This is a genomic window from Collinsella sp. zg1085, assembly GCF_018889955.1.
Classification (GTDB): Bacteria; Actinomycetota; Coriobacteriia; order Coriobacteriales; family Coriobacteriaceae; genus Collinsella.
Genome location: NZ_CP076545.1, coordinates 1,664,834 through 1,682,002, shown reverse-complemented (window position 1 = coordinate 1,682,002; position 17,169 = coordinate 1,664,834). Strand labels below are relative to the sequence as shown.

The following is a 17,169-nucleotide window of genomic DNA, read 5'->3' as shown; positions in this document are numbered from 1 at the left end:
CAGACAGGGCAAAACCTATATGAAGATGATTCTTCAATATCAGAGTCTTTACGTCTATTCTCATTTGGGTATAATGGCACCAACGGCAGCCCACGTTGTGGGAGGCTGGGCAGTGCCGTTTTTTTTGAGATAGCCGCCGCGCTAACGGCGGTTTTTCTTTACCTCACAACGGGACTGACCCCGCACTTTGGTATGAAGTCTAATTAAAGCTGCTGCTAGTCCAACTAACGCTGTAGCTAGCTTGAGCAATTCAATCAATAACTCCATGAGCATCACCTCCCTTCTTAAGGGAAGCACTGCCCAGCACGTGGTTACCTACTTAAAGGTTGCTGCGTTGATACCAAAAGGATTGTAACATCTAAACTATCTTACAGTGCTTAGTCTGTAGTTACTGGTATTTCGTTGTACAACGAATGTAACGAATTAGGCGCGTGACTTTCTATGCCTAAACGAAAAGCCCCCGCACTAAGGCGGGGGCTATGGTTTATGGTCTCGTGACTTAGGCGCCGATGAAAACACATCAGGAATAATTCAGAGAGAAAGCTACTACGCTATCATCAACGGCTATAAAGACCCATTCCTCGATACTCAGCCAATGAGCGTTATAGTCGATGATAAGTATTAGTAGATATAGGAATAATCTTTAGAGCGCCCTCTGAAAACCTAATTGATGCTTCTCATATCTGATGCAAACCATATCTAAGTAGCTCTATTTCCGCATAGGGGGTAAAAATGGCTCAACGTAGTACATATGGCTGTATTGAGGCTGCAGGACGTGGAAAGTACCGCATCAGGTGGTGGGTGACCTATACGGCGGAAAAGGTTACAGAAGGCTTTCTAAGACCATACACGGAACGAGAAAAGAGGCTCGCTACTTTCTATCTAAAATGGAAATAGCACACTATAACGACACTCCTACACTAGCCGCTTATCGACAAAACGCTACCGCTTATAAATTTAAACAAAATCCTTAGTTAAAAAGAGTATATTAGGGGTGTGGTAAATTACTAGAAAGAGTCATGTTCTAGCTTATAGGGGGAGGTTGATTTATTCAATGGAGCCATCTAACAGGGATAACCTAATCACATACATCATGGGAATTATGGTATGCGGATATATTATTCTGGATTTATTGGGTGCGTTTAGCCCCTTTGGAAGCGGCCTTGCAGGACACGTTGTTGATATAGTCATTCCCCTCATGCTCTTACTGTCGGGATATTGGAGCAAATCAAAGCCTGTTATAGTTGCCTCGCTTGCACTGCTTGTTCTTGAAATTTACTTCATGCTGACATAATTATTCTATCTCTCGATGCCGTTTAACAACAAAACCCTAGGCGTAACAGCGTCTGGGGTTTTCTTATAACGGGGGGTATTTCGCTGTAAGGCATGCTCTTAGACCTTACAAAACAGCATGCATTGCATAGCTTTTATGCCATTGGTTATTTCAGATTTATACGTTTATAAGCATGTTTTATGCAAAAATTCAAGAGCTAAATTCTTATAATCGGTAAACGGTATGCTATAGCTAACTTTTTTATTCAAAATAACCAAGTTTTGATACATCTTCACTGGTACAAGCGTTATGCATACTCTCAAGACCATGGCTCTTGCCCAACCTTTCCCCGAATAATTTTGGAAACAATCGACAAATCAGGTACCTTGAGTTAACAGGTTCTAACTTAATGGAAAGGGTTAACTATGCATCGATGCCTACGTCGAATGCTCGGAGTACTGCTGCTTATATGTACTATAGGCGCACTTGGTGCTCCTCGAGTTGTACTGGCGCAAAGCGCAACCGCAAGGTGGCAGGAGAGCAAGCAAGAGAAGCCACAAAAAGCTCAGCAAGAAAAATCGGCAGCTTTACCTGCAGTTATTGCAAAAGCAAAAGATGATGAGCGCTTCTCGGTTATGGTGGTGATGACCGAACAGCTGGACGCCCCCGAAAGCTCACCGCTTGCGTCTCATACGCCTGAGCAACGACTACAGCATGTAGAAGCTCTCATGGAGCTTGCAAAACGCTCTCAAAAGCCGGTGTTGAAATACCTTCAAACAGCAGAACAAGCTGGTAGCGCACGCAATATTACATCTTTTTATATTGTAAATAGCATTGCGGTAGAGGCAAGCAAGTCGGTGCTTGAGCAGCTTATTAAGCAGCCGGGCGTGAGCCATCTGGTGCTTAACGAAACCATGCAAGCCGAGCCTATTGATGAAGAGCCGGCAGATGCAACTAATCGCTCAGCCAACGAGAGCGATGCATCACCAGCTGAGTTGCCATGGAATCTCACGTCAATTGGCATAACCCATGAGCTTATGAAAACCTACACCGGCGATGGCGTAGTTGTGGGCATTATTGATTCTGGTGTTGATGGAGAGCATCCGGCTCTATCTGATGCGTGGCGTGGTGCTGGTCAGACAGATTGGCAAACAAGCTGGTATGACCCGGTAGGAAATTCATCAAAACCGGTTGATTCAACAGGACACGGCACCCATGTGGCAGGCACCATTTTGGGCAAGCGAAAAGAAATGGTACTTGGTATTGCTCCAAAAGCAAAGTGGATTGCCGCTCGTGTCTTTGATGAAGAAGGCGAGACAAGCAACGATAGACTCCTCGCTGCGGCACAGTGGATGCTTGCTCCGCTCGATAAAGAGGGGCATCCTCACCCCGAGTTGGCACCACGTATAGTTAACAACTCATGGGGTGGCGCATCGGATAGTGAGTTTATTCGTCCGGTGCTTAAGCAGTGGCGCGCAGCGGGAATTTTGCCGGTGTTTTCTGCGGGAAACATGTCGGCTGCAAACCCAGCTGGAGCAGGCTCAATTGGAACCCCGGCCTCATTCCCCGAGAGTTTTGCTGTGGGCGCGCTTCGTTCAGATGACCACTTGGCAAAGTTTTCACTGCGCGGTCCATCAAAGTTTGCTGCCGGCGTAAAGCCTGATATTTCGGCACCAGGCGTAAACATTTTGTCATCAATTCCTAATGGCGGTTTTGCAATTCGCACCGGAACGTCAATGGCAAGTCCGCATGTTGCGGGCGTAGCTGCTCTTGCGCTGTCTGCCAATCCAGACCTAAGTGTTGAGCAGCTTGAGGGAGTATTAACGCGCTCTGCAACGCCGCTTGTTGATGAGCACTACGTTTCTGTGCCTAATTTTGGCTACGGAGCGGGTAAGGTTAATGCTGGTCTTGCCGTTGAGCTGGCGCGCCAACAAAAAGACGCAAGTGTGGCGCTCGGTTTTGTAACAGGTACAACCTATGTGCGTGGCACCGATGCAGCGGCGCCGACCGTTTCTCATAATCCAATTAAAGTAATGTATACGGCAAGTGCAACAGAGCTGCGTGCGGAGGTGTCTGATGATACCGGTGTTGCGTCGGTAGTCCTTGAGCTTGCGCCAGCAGATAGCGAGAGCTGGCAGTCTAAGTCTATGGACCTTGATGAGGGAACTCGTTTAAGTGGTACCTATATCGCAAGCATTCTACCAGCAGACTTAACTCAGTCTCATATGCGCTATCGCTTGCGCGTGCGCGACGTATCGGGCAAAGAAACTCTCACAGAGCCTTTTGCTATTGAGGCAAAGCCAGGCGTTGGCATTGGCTGGACTGAGGATTTTGAGACCTCGGCTGACGGCTTTGAAATGGGAGGTAATACGCCTTTGTGGAAGTGGGGCGCTCCAGTGTCGCCGCTCAAGGCTCCACATTCTGGGACTCAGCTGGTAGCGGTTGGTCTTGACGGCAAGGGCTATAAGGGTTTGCAGGATGCCATAATGGTGACGCCTCCCATCGATTTGACGCAGGAAACGCGTGCTGCACAACTATCGTTTTGGCATTGGCATGAACTCGACAATTATCAAAGCGCCCTCTTTGATCAGGGAGAGGTTTGGATTGGTGAGATTAGCAACGAACACAGCGATGATATAACTTGGGAAAAAGCTCCCCAACGTATGTTTAAGAACACGCAAGGGGAGTGGAAGCAAGAGCTTATTGACCTGAGTGCGTATCGTGGGAAAAAGATTCGCGTGATGTTTGGCCTGCGTGCAGCTGCGTGGTCACCTATGGCAACATCGGGCTGGTTTATCGATGACCTCGCTATACAAGAGGCTCCTGCTGAGCGTCCCGAGGCTCCATCAAAGTATTTGGATTTGCGTGCCGACCCCAATGGGCGTACCATTCTTGAGTTTTCACCGGTGGATAACGAGTCTATTAGTGCATATGCGCTGTATCGTGCGCACAATAACGGTGCCTTTGAGCGGGTATTGACCTTGCCGCGGGCAAAGGCAGGAAAGTATACGGTAGCGCTCACCGATTACCCCTTGCCACAGCTTGGGACCTATACCTACTATGCGACGGCGCTGGTGGGCGACGTTGAGAGCCTTCCATCTGAGATACGTTCTCGAACCTTTACCGCAGGCTCAGTGCTTACGTCGTATAACTTTGAGGGCAGCGACCAAGGTTGGACCTCTGCTCCCGACGCTAAGGGCAACGTTTTTGAGCGGGGTAAGGTAACGCTGAGCGACGATGTTATTCGTGGTCAGGCGCCATCGAGCCAGCAGGCAAAGGGCAAGAATGCCGACAGCCCAACGGTGTTCGGTACGGTTCTAAACGACTATCGCGCTCGTAAAGCAACGTATACTCTCACATCACCGGTGGTTAATCTTGCAGGTAAGACAAATATTCGCATGGTCTATCAGGCTTGGTTTAATACAAAGGGACGCAAAGGTTTTGATGAGTGGGACACCTACGACAACGATACGGGACATATTGATGTCAGCACTGACGGTGGTGCTACGTGGCATACACTTTTTGAGCTAAACGAAGCAAGCATTGATAACGCAAAAGCGCGTGTTGCAAATGCTTGGTATTTGGACGGCGTTGATATTCCGGCAGAATATTGCACGGCAAACACCCAGGTACGCTTTGTGCTCGAAACGGGCACGGATAATCGCGATGCAAATTGTGGCGGCTGGTATATTGATGACGTTGCCTTTATTGACCAAGCCGATGCTGAGGAGATTCACCCGGTGGTGCCCTCTGCGGCAAGCCTTGGTCTAGCCGAGAGCGCGGCAGATGCCGGTGCTGCTACACAAACGCTACCAGATGCATATAGAGCTGCTCAGCCCACACGCCTTGCATCTCAGGCAGGCGAGATGGCAGCGCAAGATAGCTGGATTCCTATTTCTGCTCGCGTGAGTGCTCCTGAGCGTAATAGCGCGGTGCAGTCAACGCCGGGAAGCGGCGAGTATCGCATGATGCTGACCGCGGGCGAGCATCGCCTGAGTGCATCTGCCCCGGGATATATCACCAGAACTGACACGGTGAGTGTTCGTGCGGGCGAAGAGGTACACCATGATATGTATCTTGAAAAAGCAGATGAACGAGCAGTAGATGTGTCAACTGTTGATAGCGCTGGTGCGCCGGTTGAGGCGCAGTTGAGCGTGTATAAGAAGGGCACACCTGAGCCTTTGCAGCGTGCAACAGGTTCTCAGGTGAAGTTTGAGGCCTTGCTACCTGGGTCATATATTGTTCGAGCTGATGCTGCAGGCTTTATTGCTGCTGAGCAAGCGTTTGAAGTTCCTGATAGTGGCGCGGTTGATGCGCTAACTATAAAGCTCAAAGCATCACGGGAGCTCAAGCCGGCAACTGAGTTTGCACACGATAGCGGTACGGGCGACACCACTCTGCTCGACGCGCCCGTGGGTATGACTGCTGCGGTGAAGTTTAGTGCAGAGCCAGGCACGCAGCTTGAAGCAGTGCGCTATCTTTTCCACGCGAAGGATAATGCCTCAGCGGAGGGAGCGCGCTTCAAGTATGCAATTTGGTCGGCTGATGGTGCTGATGGCTTGCCGGGTAAATTGTTAGCGGGACCTTTCGATGCAACCGTAAAGCTGCTGCCGGGAAGTGCATGGGCTGAGGCTCGTTTACCCGTGCCGGTGCAGGTTGAGGGCTCATATTATGTAACGTATACGCAGGTGGAAGAGCCAGATTCGGGCGCTTTGTACTTGGCGGTTGATTCAAAGGTTGATGGTACGGGAGCGAGTTTCAAATACATCAATGGCGCATGGAATGACCCAAGTGAGCTGGGTTCGTTCATGATTCGTGCGCTCGCGTCGGTGGTTGAGGAAGTGCCAGCCCCTGAGCCTTCGCCTGACCCTCAGCCGCAGCCAAACCCGCAGCCTGACCCAAATCCAACTCCTGACCCAGTACCTGACCCCACGCCGGGACCCATACCTGACCCCACACCACAACCGGGTCCAGAGCCAACTCCCAATCCAAACCCGCAGCCAAGCCCCAACCCTAATCCGGCTCCTAACCCCACTCCAAGCCCTATGCCAACTCCTGCTCCAGAAGCTGGTGCTCAGACAGATACTGAAAAGAAACCATCATCTGGTGCAGATGCAAAGGCGGACGCTGCTGCAGGCGCGGGTCAGCAAGGTGTATCTGCTGGAGCTAAAGCCACTCATACAGACCGCTTGGGAGGAGGGCTGCCTCGGACAGGAGATATACAGCTGCTTATTGTTGCGCTGAGCGCATGCTTGGGCACAGCTAGTATTGGCGCTGCTGCTTTGCATAAGCGGAGCAAAGGTCTATAGCGAACCAATAGTGTTATAGAAAGCCAAGGTTTAAGCCTGCAGCATATATGCAGGTCAATGTACAACGCGAGAGTATGACGGGTGCCGCAGAGTGTGGCACCCGTTTTAGAATTGAGGGCAGTACACGCCTCGGTTTTTCAAGCTACATTTATCCGCTTGCTCTTTTTACCCTGCTGCATTCCCCCCCGCTAATCGCGCTCTAGGCAAATCTCCGATTCATCCAGCAATCGACCAGAATAATTTATGCGCCGCGTTACTGCTACAAAGTCAGCTCCCTCAACAAAGAGTTCTGCTGCCTGTTCATAATCAAGAAGTGCACGGTCAAAAAGCTCAGGGAAACTCTCAGAGCTTTCTTCATGCGTAAAAGGGTGCTCCCACGGTATGTGATTGAGATTTGCGGTGCGCGCGGGTGGCTCACTAGTTACCCGATGTGCCAGCGCTCCAAGCATAGAATAACGATGTGCGAACCCTTCTAGCTGCTGGATTGCAAAACTCTTGTTACTCTGTGCTGGCTCAATGAGACGATATATATATTGCATATCACGCACGGCATCACCAAAGGAGCGCGGGCTAATCTCTAGGTCATATACCTCACGCGCCATATGCGCAATTAGCGCTCCTGCTACCTTATTGATGCGCTCAGTTGTAACCAGCTCATCAACCGGTGGATAATCAGCAGTGGTAGCCCCCGAGCGCTTGAGCTGAACCATGTATACATCGAGGTCAGATTCAATGACTGCATGAACCTGACTGCCAGCATGTTCTAAATCCTCATCAACCGCTTGGATTCCCCACTGCATTGCATACACATAGGGGTGGGCGTTGCGGTCTAGTACATAGTGGGAAAGCAGCCCCAATACAAACGCGCGCCCAAGCGCGGCATCGCGGGGCGGCAGATGCGTAATTGCCCGGTGCAGACTTTCAAACTGCTTTGTTATATATGAGCTGTGCATTTCATGCGCAAGGCGTTGCGTAAGCGGGAGTTGTAGCGTGAGCACATGAAAAAAGAACGGGTCAGGACCTTGGTTTGCAAGTAAAAACGCAAGCCGCTCTTCTTCACTTGCAATCAGGCCGCCTGGCAGGCGTTCAATACTTTCTTCACCAAATAAATGGTGGGTCATGAGTGCTGGCATATGCTCACTGCCTTTCGTTGGAATGTGATGCCATTATTCCCCACTCGGCGTGCTCAAAACCTGCGATATTCTTGCAGAAGGTCTTCATATGTTGCATTTACGCGCGAGCAAGGAGAGGTTTTACTACGTTCAAACCTATCACAAGCGTGCGCGAGCCTCAGTAAAAACCGCAGGTAAACCAAGCCTATAGAAGCTCTCAGCAAGAGTTGAGCGACAAAATCATTACATTGAAAGAAAACATACACCTGTTCCAGCTCTTCATGTCGTAGACTATGCCCTAGGTTCGGCCAAGGAGGCTCTGTGAAATTTAGTGCGCTTGAACGCAACTGGGTTATGTATGATGTTGGCAATTCGGCGTTAGTGCTGCTCAACACCTCGGTAGTCCCCATTTACTTTAGTGCCATCAATACCGGAGCGTCGTCGGCTGACCTTGTAAGTGCTTGGGCCAATGCGCAAACCATCGCCTCGCTTGCGGTGGCGCTGCTCATGCCCATTTTGGGGTCGCTGGCAGATTATGCGGGAAACAAAATCAAGTTTTTCTTGGGCTTTTTCTTAACCGGCTTGGTGCTTTGTTTTGCGCAGGCTTTGCCGCTGTCTGCTTTTGCGTTTTTAATAATCTATGTGCTTTGCACCGTGGGGCTCAACTCGTCTATGACCTTCTACGATGCAATGTTGTGTGACATTACCACTGATGAGCGTATGGACGCAGTATCAAGCGCGGGCTTTGCTTGGGGTTATGTAGGTTCAACGATTCCTTTTATTGCGTGCTTGGGTCTTATCTTTGGCGGTCCAGGGTTACTTGGGCTCGATAAGCTGCTTTGTACGCGTTTGAGCTTTGTAATTACCGGCGCATGGTGGCTTGTTTTTACCATTCCGCTGCTTAAAACCTACCGTCAGGTACATGGCAAGGAGCGCACGGTTAAAGAGAAGTTTCTCGTTAACATGAAAAGTACCTTCCAAGGCATTGGCAACACAATGAGCGCCATTGCAAAAAATAAGGTGCTGCTGCTCTATATGGTGGCATTTTTCTTCTATATCGATGGCGTGCATACGGTTATCTCGATGGCAACCAGCTATGGCGCATCGCTGGGCATTGACAGCACGCAGCTGATTTTGGCGCTTTTGGTTACGCAGTTTGTGGCCTTCCCTTCAGCCATTATTTACGGTCGTCTAGCGGGCAAATTGGGGACACTCACCATGATTATGGTTGCGGTGTTGGCATACGTGGGCATTGTATTATTTGCAGCTTTTTTCTTAACAGACGCAGTGGAGTTTTGGATTTTAGCTTTTTTGGTTGGTCTTTTTCAGGGCGGTATCCAGGCGCTTTCGCGGAGTTATTTTGGCAAGCTAATACCCAAGCATCAAGCAAACGAATATTACGGCTTCTTTGACATTTTTGGTCGCTATGCCTCAGTCATGGGAACTCTGCTAGTATCGGTGGTGACGTCGCTCACGCAAGATCCTTCTTTAGGAGTGCTTTCCATCGGGATTTTGCTGCTTGTGGGCTTCGTTATACTCATCAAGCTTGCAGGCTTACAAAAGCAAGCAGAGCTCTCATCAGCATCTTGATGGCCACAAGATGGCTTGATAGCAGCAAGGTGTTTTTGTAGTTGCCTGAGCGTCGATGGGTGTGTATCAGTAAAGCCCTCGATGAAAAGAAGGTTCTTATGAAAGCATCATATCTTGCCCGTGTCGGTATTATTGCCGCCGCCTACGCTGCTGCCTCTCTGGCATCTCTGCTCTTTTTAGGCAGCTTGGCGTGGGGTCCCATACAGTTTAGGGTGTCAGAAGCACTGTGCGTGCTGGCGCTTATCACGCCTGCCGCAATACCAGGGCTTACACTTGGCTGCGTTATAGCAAATGTTATTAACATGGTTATCACCGGTTCGGGTGCGCTTGGTCTGCTTGACGTTGTGTTTGGGTCGCTTGCAACCTGTATTGGTGCGCTTATCTCGTGGAAGTTGCGCGAAAAACCCCTGCTTGCGCTTGCAGGACCAGTACTTACCAACGCGTTGATTGTTCCGGCATATCTTCCTATTTTGCTTATGGGCATTGGGTATTACACCATTCCGTTTACTAGCATACAGCTTGATGGCGCATGGTTTGCAATGTATGTCTTTGGTCTCATTGCAACAGGAGCAGGAGAAGCGGTTATCATGTATGTATTGGGTCGTCCCTTGTTTTATGTGCTTGACCGTTCACCGTTTGGCGCTCATGCTGTAGAGGTGTCAAGCTAAGCGGTAGTGCCAAATGAGCAGCTAGACCTGTAGCTCCCGGCACGGTGTGCGCATATCCTTCGCGAGAGGGGAGGTACTACGTGAGACCTGTCTTGGTAGTTCCAAGTTATTGGACGGGAGCTGGCTTAGCTGCTCAGGGGCAGTTTAGCTATGACCATGCGACCGCTCTTAACGACTCTTCCCCCGAGCTTGAACGCTGTCTTAATTCGCTTGAGCGAGCGCATATCACCGAGCGTATTTTGCTGCTGGTAGTTTGTCCTCTTACGGCAACTGCTGAGGTAGCTGCGCGTGTGCGCTCAATTGTACAAGCACATGCCGCGCTCAATATTGTGATAATAACAAACGATGAAGCGCGTCCCATCATGGAGCGCGTGTCTCAGCTTGCGCCGCGGGCAATTGGCGAGGGTATATCGCTGCGTGGCTATGGAGCCATTCGCAATATGGGACTCGCTGCTGCAAGTATTTTGGGCCATGATGCCGTTTTGTTTATAGATGACGACGAGCTCATTACGGATGCCGACTTTGTCGAGCGCGGGTTATATGGTCTTAACCAAGAAACGCGCCAGCGTCGCCCCATCATTGCAAAGACCGGCTACTTCTATAACAGTGCGGGTTCTCCCTTGGCAGATACCACCAAGGCGGGACCTTGTTATCGTTGGTGGACCAAGCGTATTGAGTTTAATCGCTGGATGCGTGCAGCGCTTGCCGGAACACGTATTTCGAGGTCAAACCATGTGTGTGGCGGCTGCATGGCGCTTTCGGCGCGCGCCTATATGCGCGTGGCGTTTGACCCCTACATTACCCGTGGCGAGGACCTCGACTACCTCTTTAACCTTATGCTCTTTGGCTATGACATGTGGTTTGACAACCAGTGGTCACTGTGGCATGAACCACCTGCGCATATGGGGGAGTACGCCGGTCGTTTTATGCAAGATGTTTATCGGTGGGTGTATGAGCGCGAAAAGCTTGCCTTTGCTGCTCGTCAGCGCGAGTTTAACCAGGTCACACCTGCTGCGCTTATGCCGTATCCAGGTCCATGGCTTACCGAAGCACTTGATGAGCGTATTCAAAAAACGGCTCTGATTCGCTCCTTTTTGACGAGCGAACACCGTGCATATGCCGAGATTTGGCGCCATGGTCTGACGGATGCCAAGCAGTATGCACGCGAAAACGCACATCGCTATCTTGCCTTCCAACGTTTTTGGCCTACCATCATGAATGGATTGTGGGGAGATGCTAAGCTAGGGCAGGTATTGTTAGGCGCGTAGCTAGGCGGTTGAGATGCAAGACATGCAGAAACGAATTAACACGGCGCAGATTTTGCGCGGCGTTTCGATTTTTTGCGTTCTCTTGTTGCTGGTGTATCTCGTATATGCCCTGCGTATACACGCAAATCCTTTGAGCATGGTTGTTGCTTCTATTTTGCTTTTGGTATTTGTCTGCTTCTTTATTTACTTGGTGCGCAGCCCCGATATGCTGCGCTCGCAATATACCGAGCGCTCGCTTAGCATTGCCTCAGACATGCTCGAAGATATTCGTCATGGTCTTACGCCCGAGGCTTCGCTTTCTGTTTGCAAGCGCCTACTCAGCGAAACGCGCGCCATGACTGTTGCGGTAACCGATACCACAAGCATTTTGGCCAGCGCGGGCGATTTGTCGTATGAGTTTACGCCGGGTACAGCCATTCATACGCCTGCAACGCACTATGCCATAGAACATGGTATTGCTCAGTCTTTTACCAGAGGGACGTTTCAAAGTACCAAAACAGGAGCTACTAATACTATTCCGGCGGGCATTGTTGTGCCACTGCAGGTGAGTGGTCGCTCGATAGGGGCGCTTAAGTTTTATTTTCGTCGACCCCGCGATGTTGACCAAACGCAATATGCACTTGTGTCTGGTTATGCAGAGCTTATTTCAACACAACTTGCTATTCATGAGTTAGAGGAGCAAGAAGAGCTGGTAGCACGCGCTGAGCTGCGGGCACTCCAAGCGCAAATTAACCCTCATTTTTTGTTTAATACGCTTAACACTATTGCCTCGCTTACCCGTACCGCACCTGCGCAGGCACGCGAGCTGCTTCGGGAGTTTGCTTCGTTTTATCGCACCACGCTCGATACCTCGGGGTCGCTTATCTCGGTTTCGCGTGAGATTGCTCAGACAAAACGCTATCTCTTGTTTGAGCGAGCGCGATTTGGTGAGGACCGCATTATTGTTTGCTTTAATATTGAAGATGGTGCCGACGATACCCCTATTCCTGCTTTTGTTATTCAGCCCTTGGTTGAAAATGCGGTGCGCCACGCTATGCGCGACGAAGGTCCCCTGCATATTGAAGTCTCGGTTGCAACTGATGGCGGTGATGGTATAGATATTTCTGTTACCGATGATGGCGTGGGCATGGACGAAGAAATTGCCTCGCGCCTGTTTGAACGAACCCTTGGCTCCGCGCGCTCTGACCAAAAACAGGGCGGGGGAGCAGGAATTGCTATGCATAATATTCATGAGCGCATCAAGCGTTTTTATGGACCGCGTTCTACCGCAAAGGCTCTATCAACTCCAGGCGCGGGAACGATGATTAAACTTCATCTTGATTTACGCGGAAGCATCTTTGCATAGGGTAGAATAACGGCAGAAGGCAAGACACTGATGCGCCGTGAGACGCGCGAGCGAATGCGACGTGGGAAGGACTGATGCATGCTGCGAGCTATGGTTGTCGATGATGAGGCACCTGCACGCTCAGAGCTGAAATATCTGTTAGAGCAAACGGGCGAAATCGCCGAAATTGCTGAGGCATCGAGTGTGCGGACGGCTATTGAAACTCTTATGAACAGCCGCGTCGATGTTGTCTTTTTGGATATTTCAATGCCAGGGGTCTCTGGTATTCAACTGGCTGAAGCACTCCGAAAGCTGAGGAATCCGCCAGCGGTGGTTTTTGTAACTGCATACAGTGACCATGCTCTTGAGGCTTTTGAGGTTGATGCTGTCGATTATCTCATGAAGCCCGTTGAGGAAGACCGCCTTGAGCGAGCCATAGAGAAAGTTTTGGCACGTGCAAAGCCGATTCCTGAGCCACCAGAGCCACCGGTTACTAGCCAAACAACGAGTTCTGTTGAGCGCATTCCGGTTGAGAAGAGCGGGCGTAAGGTGCTTATTCCGGTTGACCAGATTCTATATATCATGGCAAAGGACGACTACTCTTGCATCTTTACCGATGACGATAGGTTTTTATCAACAACCTCGCTTGCGCAATTTGAATCCAAGCTGTCTGAGTTTGGGTTTTTCAGGGTGCATCGCCGCTACATAGTTAATTTGAGCCACGTTGAGGATGTTGAGACAGTACTGTCGGGCGCTACTCAGCTGGGGATTATTGGTGTTGAAGACCTCATTCCGGTGTCACGTCGTCGCGTGGCGCCGCTTAAAAAGGCGTTGAGTTTGTAATGGCAGGTTTTTAATGGCGGGTTTTGTGGTTCCCGGATGTAAGCGCGTGGTAGTGCTTTCTGATACGCATGGACGCTTGAGCGAGCGCTTGTTGCAGGTGCTTGATGGTGCGGATTTGTTGGTTCATGCGGGAGACATTACCTCTGAGTCTGACTGGGAAACCTTGCGTGCGCTGGCTCCTATACACGGTGTGCTTGGTAATAACGACTGGTACTATGACTATGGTCCTGAGCTTGGTCGTCTGGCACAGTTTGAGTTTAAGGGTGTTACGTTTGCCGTAGCCCATTATGAGGAAGATTTGCCAATAGGTCAGGCAGATGTTTGTATTTGCGGGCATACGCATGTGGCGCGCGTTGAGAGGCGCGGGGAAAGCTTGCTGATAAATCCGGGGTCGGCATCGTATCCGCGTGGTATGCGGGGTGCAACTGTGGCTGAGATACAGGTTAAAGATGGTATTGTAGCCTCCGTTGAGATTGTTGACTTGTAAGGGTGTAGTTGGGGTGTGCGCTGCTGGTGGTCTTGCCGGTGGCGAGCGATGGTGCCACAGGCTTGTGGGGTTGGCTGGCTGAGCTGCGAGAGTAATGTGCTTGAAGCTGTGTGGCGTGTAGATTGTGGTTTGCGGCTTGTAGCCTATGGTTTGCAACCCGTGACCCGCGGCTCGTGACCTGCAATTTGCAAGTTGCATTTGTAATCTGCGGAGTATAACTCGTAAGGCAGCCGAGTTGAACTGCAAGAGTAATGTGCTTGAAAGTGTTTGGTATGTAAGCTGTAACCCGTAATCTGCAAACTGTGGCTTGTATCTTGTGGTCTGCAACTCGTGACCCGCAATCTGCGATTTGTGAAAATGGGGCGCAAGCACTTCAAAAGCTGTGAAAGATTTGCGCAGGTCATCGTCTGAGAAATTCGTTAAAAATTCTTCTTGCGCCATCTTATAGGTTCTGTGTATACTTTCTCTCGCAGCATATGCTGTCTGGGGAGTTAGCTCAGTTGGTTAGAGCGCCGGCCTGTCACGTCGGAGGTCGCGGGTTCGAGTCCCGTACTTCCCGCCCTTGCTTGCTATACCCTGCCTTGAGCAGGGTTTTTTTGTCGAGTGTGTTAGCGCTGCGTTTTGGATTATTCAAGGCAACATTCTGTCCCAAGGAAACTTTTCCCTTTGAAAAGAGTGTCTGAGCAGGCGTGCCAAGAGCAAATTGGCACACATTTTGAAACATATCTCCAGATAACACCTCTAGCCTGCGCTTGGCAAGAGCGGCGGGCTTGGCATATAAATAATGGGCATATAGGCAGAAAAGTGTGTAAAGAGCCTAATCAATCGAGTACGGATAAGGCATACTGTGATGAAGCTCAGACCACACCAATCCCTTGCCCCATCTAGCAGGCATGCCGCCCTCGTCTCCCCGTTCTTTGGCGGCCAGCCTTCGCCACTCCCTTACCTGAGCGTCGTCAGGAACTCGCGCAGCAGACTGGCAAAGCTCTTGGGTATCCTCGGACTCTATATAGCAAAGCCAGAAGACCGCTTTTATCCTGTGGTCAATATTCATGCCACGATGCATCAAGAGCATCCGTCTGATACGGCCGTTTCGATTCTCTATCTTATTCGACAGGAAGGGGACAGTGCCCCTAGCCATAAGGTCATCCTCCAGATACGTGAAGAGCGTCCCGGCGCTGCAGAGTGCAGTAAGCACGCGCTTTGCTTTCCTGAGTCTCTTGTGTTTGAAGCGACGCCCGTCCTCTGCGCGTTCTTTCAAGAACTCCTCGTAGTCAGAGCATCACCTTTGAAAGCGCACTATCCACTTTGTCGCCTCTTGGCTACTCGTAATGCGCATGAGGTCTGTCGCGATGGCGTAGAGGTCGGCTCCTGCCTGCGTCTTCGACCTGGTAGTGGTGCATCTTTGAAGACATTCATTTGGCCACACGGCGCGCCTGGCTCTCTTAATGCCCTCACCTCCCTCGCAGATAAGGACATCGAGCGGGCAGAAGAAGCGTCACGTACCGCAGCCAAACGTCACCTAGTCGAGGATGATGCGCGCATAGGCGCTAGAAGCGCACCCGGTGGCAAGGAATCAGGGGAAACTCATTATATGACAGAAGCGGAGACGGGGCATGAGAAGAGGGAACTGGTATTGAATATAAGGAATCAGAGTGAAACTGACGCAGATTCATTTAGGTCTTCGACGAAACCGGCGATATGGTCTTATCATATGTAGAGCAAATTCAACCACAAACGAAATGAGGGCGCTATGAACCTATCTGAAAGCCACACGGTGAACCCGCCGCGACGCCATACGAGCCCGACGAGCCGTAGCCAGAGCAGACGCACGTTCCTCGCGGGAGCCGCGGCTCTCACATCGATAGCTGTGCCCATCCCCGTCCATGCACTCGAGGCCGACGACCTCGCGCACCTCTCGTCTTACGACGACTACGTCGCCTGGGCGCGCGAAAACCCCCAGCCCGATCCTGCCTCACCTGCCGCCTCCCTCCGCTCGGCGCGGCCCGCTCCTCAGGCCAAAACCCATGCATGGATTCAGTCGGAGCGCGGTAAGACCTTCCTCGATGGCGAGGGAAACGTCTTTGCCTCCCCCGCCACCAAGGTAATTGACGTATCCACGTTCCAAGGGGCAATAGACTGGGATCGCGTGAAGAGCTCCGGCGTCGATGCGGCCATCCTTCGCTGCGGCTACGGCGTCGGCAACGAGGACGTCCAGTTCAGGCGCAACATCATCGAATGCAAGCGTGTGGGTATGCCTTACGGCATCTACCTGTACAGCTACGCATACGATGCGACGTTCGCCGCAAGAGAGGGAGACTGGACCGCAGAGCTTCTTAAGCGCTACGACGCGAAACCCATCCTCCCCATCTACTACGACCTTGAGAAATGGTCTTGGACAGGCCACACGCCCCCTTCGAGCCCCCGAGTGTATGAGCAGATTGTGCAGGCGTACTTTAAGGCGCTGGCTCGCGCCGGGTATCACGATGTCTCGGTCTACAGCTACACCAGCTACCTCAACGGCCCGCTCAACAGCCGATATATCTGGGATCGCACCAGCTGGGTTGCCCAGTACTTCCCCACCCTCAGATTCGACATTGCCGCATGCTCCCCGTCGTTTCACGGCTGGCAGTACACGTCGAGCGGCACGGTTGACGGCATCGCCGGGGCAGTTGATGTCAGCGCCTTCACACCGTTCAGGCTCTACGGCTTCTCCGATGTGACGCATGGCACCCCGCATCATGAAGATATCGGCTGGCTCAAGAAGCGGGGCATCGCAAACGGGTTCCCCGATGGCACCTTCCGCGGCGAGTCGAGCATCGCGCGTCAAGACATGGCTGCCATGCTCTATCGCACGGCGGGATCACCGTACTACGTGCCGAATGCTGCCGACATGCAAAGATTCTCCGACGTCTCACCCGCGACACCGCATTTCAAAGAGATCTGCTGGGTCGGTTCTCGGGCAATCGCAGAGGGATGGAGCGATGGAACCTACCGAGGCCTCAGCCATGTGGCGCGCCAGGATATGGCTGCGTTCCTCTACCGCATCGCTGGCTCCCCAGCCTTTGAGCCTACCGCTGCAGACATAGGTAGGTTCCCCGACGTCTCCGAGTCGACGCCCCATTGCCGGGAGATCTGGTGGCTCGCGCGCACGGGCATCTCAACTGGCTTCCCCGACGGCACCTTCCGCGGTCTCGCCCCGGTTGCCCGTCAGGACATGGCCGCATTCCTCCACCGGCTCCACACCTGCGTGAACGGCGTTTTCCTATCGTAATCCGCGTGAGCTGGACACCCC

General features: G+C 51.5%; 11 protein-coding genes and 1 tRNA gene. 10 read left to right on the top strand and 2 right to left on the bottom strand.

What is annotated here, in order from left to right; all coding sequences use genetic code 11:
* Positions 1–141: 141 nt before the first annotated feature.
* Entirely contained in the window at positions 142–267 is a 126-nt protein-coding gene (locus KPC83_RS07265) for a hypothetical protein (RefSeq protein ID WP_256441472.1), read from the bottom strand.
* An 826-nt stretch (positions 268–1,093) separates the two neighbouring features.
* On the opposite strand from KPC83_RS07265, the gene KPC83_RS07045 reads away from it, so the two are divergent.
* Positions 1,094–1,294 carry a hypothetical protein gene (locus KPC83_RS07045; RefSeq protein WP_216278543.1) on the top strand — a complete coding sequence of 67 codons (201 nt, stop codon included), beginning with the start codon at positions 1,094–1,096 and terminating at the stop codon, positions 1,292–1,294.
* Between the two features lie 404 nt (positions 1,295–1,698).
* A complete protein-coding gene (locus KPC83_RS07280; RefSeq protein ID WP_216278542.1) occupies positions 1,699–6,582 on the top strand; it encodes a S8 family serine peptidase in 4,884 nt (1,627 codons plus the stop codon).
* Positions 6,583–6,770: 188 nt separating this feature from the next.
* Here the strand turns inward: KPC83_RS07280 and KPC83_RS07035 are convergent, their stop codons facing one another.
* Complete coding sequence (locus tag KPC83_RS07035) at positions 6,771–7,715, bottom strand: zinc dependent phospholipase C family protein (RefSeq protein WP_216278541.1); 945 nt, start codon at positions 7,713–7,715, stop codon at positions 6,771–6,773.
* Positions 7,716–8,015: 300 nt separating this feature from the next.
* On the opposite strand from KPC83_RS07035, the gene KPC83_RS07030 reads away from it, so the two are divergent.
* The 8 genes from KPC83_RS07030 (at position 8,016) to KPC83_RS06995 (ending at position 17,148) form a co-directional block, all read left to right on the top strand.
* Entirely contained in the window at positions 8,016–9,284 is a 1,269-nt protein-coding gene (locus KPC83_RS07030) for an MFS transporter (protein ID WP_216278540.1), read from the top strand.
* A 98-nt stretch (positions 9,285–9,382) separates the two neighbouring features.
* Positions 9,383–9,952, top strand: coding sequence for a QueT transporter family protein (locus KPC83_RS07025; protein ID WP_216278539.1), 570 nt, complete (start codon positions 9,383–9,385; stop codon positions 9,950–9,952).
* An 80-nt stretch (positions 9,953–10,032) separates the two neighbouring features.
* A complete protein-coding gene (locus tag KPC83_RS07020) occupies positions 10,033–11,220 on the top strand; it encodes a glycosyltransferase family 2 protein (protein ID WP_216278538.1) in 1,188 nt (395 codons plus the stop codon).
* Between the two features lie 13 nt (positions 11,221–11,233).
* Entirely contained in the window at positions 11,234–12,565 is a 1,332-nt protein-coding gene (locus tag KPC83_RS07015) for a histidine kinase (protein ID WP_216278537.1), read from the top strand.
* A gap of 78 nt (positions 12,566–12,643) precedes the next feature.
* Positions 12,644–13,387, top strand: coding sequence for a LytTR family DNA-binding domain-containing protein (locus tag KPC83_RS07010; protein ID WP_216278536.1), 744 nt, complete (start codon positions 12,644–12,646; stop codon positions 13,385–13,387).
* A 13-nt stretch (positions 13,388–13,400) separates the two neighbouring features.
* Positions 13,401–13,874, top strand: a complete 474-nt coding sequence (locus KPC83_RS07005; RefSeq protein ID WP_216278535.1) for a metallophosphoesterase — start codon at positions 13,401–13,403, stop codon at positions 13,872–13,874.
* A 485-nt stretch (positions 13,875–14,359) separates the two neighbouring features.
* Positions 14,360–14,433 (top strand) — tRNA-Asp (locus KPC83_RS07000).
* Positions 14,434–15,627: 1,194 nt separating this feature from the next.
* Positions 15,628–17,148: a GH25 family lysozyme gene (locus KPC83_RS06995; RefSeq protein WP_216278534.1), complete on the top strand. Its 1,521-nt coding sequence runs from the start codon at positions 15,628–15,630 to the stop codon at positions 17,146–17,148.
* Positions 17,149–17,169: the final 21 nt, after the last annotated feature.

Excerpts from the sequence above, each read along its gene's own strand:
- KPC83_RS07035 (WP_216278541.1), bottom strand. The coding sequence starts at position 7,715 with ATGCCAGCACTCATGACCCACCATTTATTTGGTGAAGAAAGTATTGAA.
- KPC83_RS07265 (WP_256441472.1), bottom strand. The coding sequence starts at position 267 with ATGGAGTTATTGATTGAATTGCTCAAGCTAGCTACAGCGTTAGTTGGA.
- KPC83_RS07010 (WP_216278536.1), top strand. The coding sequence starts at position 12,644 with ATGCTGCGAGCTATGGTTGTCGATGATGAGGCACCTGCACGCTCAGAG.
- KPC83_RS07280 (WP_216278542.1), top strand. The coding sequence starts at position 1,699 with ATGCATCGATGCCTACGTCGAATGCTCGGAGTACTGCTGCTTATATGT.
- KPC83_RS07005 (WP_216278535.1), top strand. The coding sequence starts at position 13,401 with ATGGCGGGTTTTGTGGTTCCCGGATGTAAGCGCGTGGTAGTGCTTTCT.
- KPC83_RS06995 (WP_216278534.1), top strand. The coding sequence starts at position 15,628 with ATGAACCTATCTGAAAGCCACACGGTGAACCCGCCGCGACGCCATACG.
- KPC83_RS07015 (WP_216278537.1), top strand. The coding sequence starts at position 11,234 with ATGCAAGACATGCAGAAACGAATTAACACGGCGCAGATTTTGCGCGGC.
- KPC83_RS07025 (WP_216278539.1), top strand. The coding sequence starts at position 9,383 with ATGAAAGCATCATATCTTGCCCGTGTCGGTATTATTGCCGCCGCCTAC.
- KPC83_RS07045 (WP_216278543.1), top strand. The coding sequence starts at position 1,094 with ATGGGAATTATGGTATGCGGATATATTATTCTGGATTTATTGGGTGCG.